Origin of the sequence: Nonomuraea sp. NPDC049784 (assembly GCF_040659615.1) — a bacterium.
GTDB lineage: Bacteria > Actinomycetota > Actinomycetes > Streptosporangiales > Streptosporangiaceae > Nonomuraea.
In genome coordinates, this window is record NZ_JBFAMX010000900.1 from 1 (window position 1) to 3,061 (window position 3,061).

At 71.2% G+C, this 3,061-nt stretch carries 3 protein-coding genes and 1 pseudogene; 3 read left to right on the forward strand and 1 reads right to left on the reverse strand.

Translation table 11 applies throughout. The features are described from left to right. Positions 1-242 (reverse strand): helix-turn-helix domain-containing protein (locus AB0J09_RS60660; RefSeq protein WP_360712981.1); only part of this gene is annotated, 242 nt, incomplete at its 3' end. On the opposite strand from AB0J09_RS60660, the gene AB0J09_RS60665 reads away from it, so the two are divergent. The 3 genes and pseudogenes from AB0J09_RS60665 (at position 216) to AB0J09_RS60675 (ending at position 3,050) form a co-directional block, all read left to right on the forward strand. Beyond that, positions 216-842, forward strand: coding sequence for an aminotransferase class V-fold PLP-dependent enzyme (locus AB0J09_RS60665; protein ID WP_360712983.1), 627 nt, complete (start codon positions 216-218; stop codon positions 840-842). The two genes, AB0J09_RS60660 and AB0J09_RS60665, sit on opposite strands and share 27 nt — an antisense overlap. A gap of 59 nt (positions 843-901) precedes the next feature. After that, positions 902-1,573 (forward strand): annotated as a pseudogene (locus AB0J09_RS60670) (FAD-linked oxidase C-terminal domain-containing protein); the annotation flags it as partial. A 226-nt stretch (positions 1,574-1,799) separates the two neighbouring features. Next, positions 1,800-3,050 (forward strand): SLC13 family permease, encoded by a 1,251-nt coding sequence (locus AB0J09_RS60675; RefSeq protein ID WP_360712986.1) that lies wholly within the window; start codon positions 1,800-1,802, stop codon positions 3,048-3,050. Positions 3,051-3,061: the final 11 nt, after the last annotated feature.

Here is a 3,061-nt window from a genome sequence, read left to right on the forward strand (position 1 = left end):
CCGGCGTCGTGCAGCGTCCGCAGCGAGCGCTGCACCGTGCTCTTGGGCAGGCCGAGCACCCGCGCCAGCTCACCGACCCCGGCGGGCTGACGGATGGCGACCTCCTCGAGCACCCGGAGGGCGTTGAGCACGTTCTGCATCCATTGACTCCTCTGCGGACCGATTCTAATGTTAATGAACCGCAAAACGGCACACCGTGCCGTGACACGGCACGCATGGAGCGTCACAACGTGGGCCGCCATTTCCTGCAGATCCCAGGACCGACCAACGTTCCCGACCGGGTGCTGCGCGCCATCGCCCAGCCCACCGTCGACCACCGCGGACCCGAGTTCACCCGGCTCGCGGGCTCGGTGCTGGAGCGCCTGAAGGCGGTCTTCAAGACCCGCCACCACGTGATCGTCTACCCCTCGTCGGGGACGGGCGTGTGGGAGGCGGCGCTGGTCAACACGCTCTCCCCCGGCGACAGGGTGCTGGCGTTCGAGACTGGGCACTTCTCCACGCTGTGGTGCGAGATGGCCGCACGCCTCGGTCTGGTCGTCGACCTGGTGCCCGGCGACTGGCGGCACGGCGCCGACCCCGGCGCGATCGCCGACCGCCTCACCGCCGAGCACGCCGCCGTCATGGTCGTGCACAACGAGACCTCGACCGGGGTGCGCAGCCGGATCCCGGAGATCCGCGCGGCCATCGACCGGACGGAGCACTCGCCGCTGCTGCTGGTGGACACGATCTCGTCACTGGGCTCGATGGACTACCGCCACGACGAGTGGGGCGTGGACGTGACCGTCGGCTGCGGGACCTGCCCGACCTCACCAAGCTCATCGTGGGCTCCGAGGGCACGCTGACCGTGGTCACCGAGGCCACGGTCACACTGGTGGACCGGCCGCGGGCCAAAGCCATCGCCGTGGGCCACTTCGCCTCCACCCCGTCCGCCATCGCGGCCACCGCGGACGCCCTCTCCTTCGACGCCGCCTCGGTCGAGCTGATCGACAAGGCCATCCTCGACTTGTCCAGGCAGCGCGTGGACTACGCCAGGCTCGGCGACATCCTCTCCGGTGATCCCGAGGCGCTGCTGTTCGTGGAGTTCTTCGGCGACAGCCCCTCCGAGGTGGCCGACCGCGTGGACAAGCTCGCCGCCACCTGGAAGTCGAACGGCCACGGCTACCACACCCTGCGGGCGGTCACCGCCGAGCAGCAGGCGGCCGTGCTCAAGGTGCGCAAGGCGGGGCTCGGGCTGCTGATGGCCTCCAGCGTGGGCAGCCGCAGGCCGCTGGCGTTCGTGGAGGACACGGCCGTGCCGCCGGAGCGGCTGCTGCCGTACGTCGAGGAGTTCTCGGAGATCCTCTCCCGGCACGGGCTCTCCGCGGGCTTCTACGGGCACTGCTCGGTCGGCTGCCTGCACATCCGCCCCTTCGTGGACCTGCGCGTGCCCGAGGAGATCGGCACGATGCGGGCGGTCGCCGAGGAGATCGCCGAACTGGCCGCCAGGCACGGCGGCGTGAACTCCAGCGAGCACGGCGACGGTCTCGCCAGGTCCGAGTTCAACCGGCGGCTGTTCGGCGGCCCGGTCTACGAGGCGATGCGGCAGGTCAAGCAGATCTTCGACCCGCGGGGGCTGCTGAACCCGGGCAAGATCGTGGACTCGCCGCCGATGACCGCGCACCTGCGCGATCCCGCCATGCCCGAGCCGCGTCCCCTCCGCACCACGTTGTCGTTCGGGGGGGACCTTCGCAGGCGGCATGCACTCCGCCGCCGACCGGTGCATGAACGTCGGGGTCTGCCGCAAGGACGACACGGGCGTCATGTGCCCGTCGTATATGGCCACCCGCGAGGAGGAGCACTCCACCCGCGGCCGGGCCAACGCCCTGGTCAAGGCCCTGTCGTCGGACGATCCCCGGCAGGCGCTCGGGGACGAGCGGCTGCACGGCATCCTCGACCTCTGCCTGGAGTGCAAGGCCTGCCAGTCGGAGTGCCCGCTGGGCGTGGACATGGCGGCGATGAAGAGCGAGTTCCTCCACCAGTACCAGGAGATTCACGGCGTGCCGCTGCGGTCGCGGCTGTTCGCGGCGACCAGGACGCTCAACCGGTTCGGGTCGGCCACCGCACCGCTGTCGAACTGGCTGGCCGCTCCCCTGCGCGGGCCGCTCGGGCTGAGCAGGCGGCGGCCGCTCCCCCGCTTCCGGCGCGACAACCTGACGCTGTTCCTGTCGAGCTTCTTCAACGCCGCCGCGGCGGCGGTCGTCTTCCTCATCTTCGGCGGCCGTCAGCTGATGAGCCGCGGCGCCACCGCCACCGACACGGGCACTCCGGCGCCCTCCACCGGCGCGCCCGCTCCTTCGTCCGGCAGCGCCGCGGCCACGTCCGTCTCCGTGGACGCCGCACCCGATCCCGTCACGTCAGGCGGCACGGTCACGGCGACGGAGGCCCCTGACGCCGGGGCCGGCGGTCTCCGCCTCACCCCGCACCAGGCTCTGACGCTCACCGGCATCGTCGCCCTCTGCCTGGCCGTGCTGGTGTTCAAGCTCGACGTCGGCCTCACCGCCGTCACCGTGGCCGTCGTCCTCTCCCTCACCTCCCCGAAGACGAACAAGGGCGCCGTCGAGAAGGTGGCCTGGCCGACCGTGCTGCTGATCTGCGGCGTCGTCACGTACGTGGGCGTCCTCCAGGAGATCGGCACCGTCGACTACGTGGGCTCGTCGGTGGCGGCGATCGGCATCCCGCTGCTGGTGGCCCTGCTCATCTGCTACGTCGGGGGCGTCGTGTCGGCGTTCGCCTCGACGGTGGGCATCCTGGGCGCGCTGGTGCCGCTGGCCGTTCCCCTGCTGAACCAGGGCACCCTGGGCCCGATCGCGATGATCTCGGCGCTGTCGGTGTCCTCGGCCATCGTGGACGTCAGCCCGTTCTCGACGACGGGTGCGCTGCTGGTGGCCAACGTCAGGGGCATGGAGAGGGACGCCTTCTACCGCAAGCTCCTGACGTACGGGGCGGCGATCGTGGTGGTGGGTCCCCTGGCGGCCTGGGCCCTACTCGTGGCGCCCGGCTGGCTCGGCTGACTGGCAGGCCG

Excerpts from the sequence above, each read along its gene's own strand:
- AB0J09_RS60665 (WP_360712983.1), top strand. The coding sequence starts at position 216 with ATGGAGCGTCACAACGTGGGCCGCCATTTCCTGCAGATCCCAGGACCG.
- AB0J09_RS60675 (WP_360712986.1), top strand. The coding sequence starts at position 1,800 with ATGTGCCCGTCGTATATGGCCACCCGCGAGGAGGAGCACTCCACCCGC.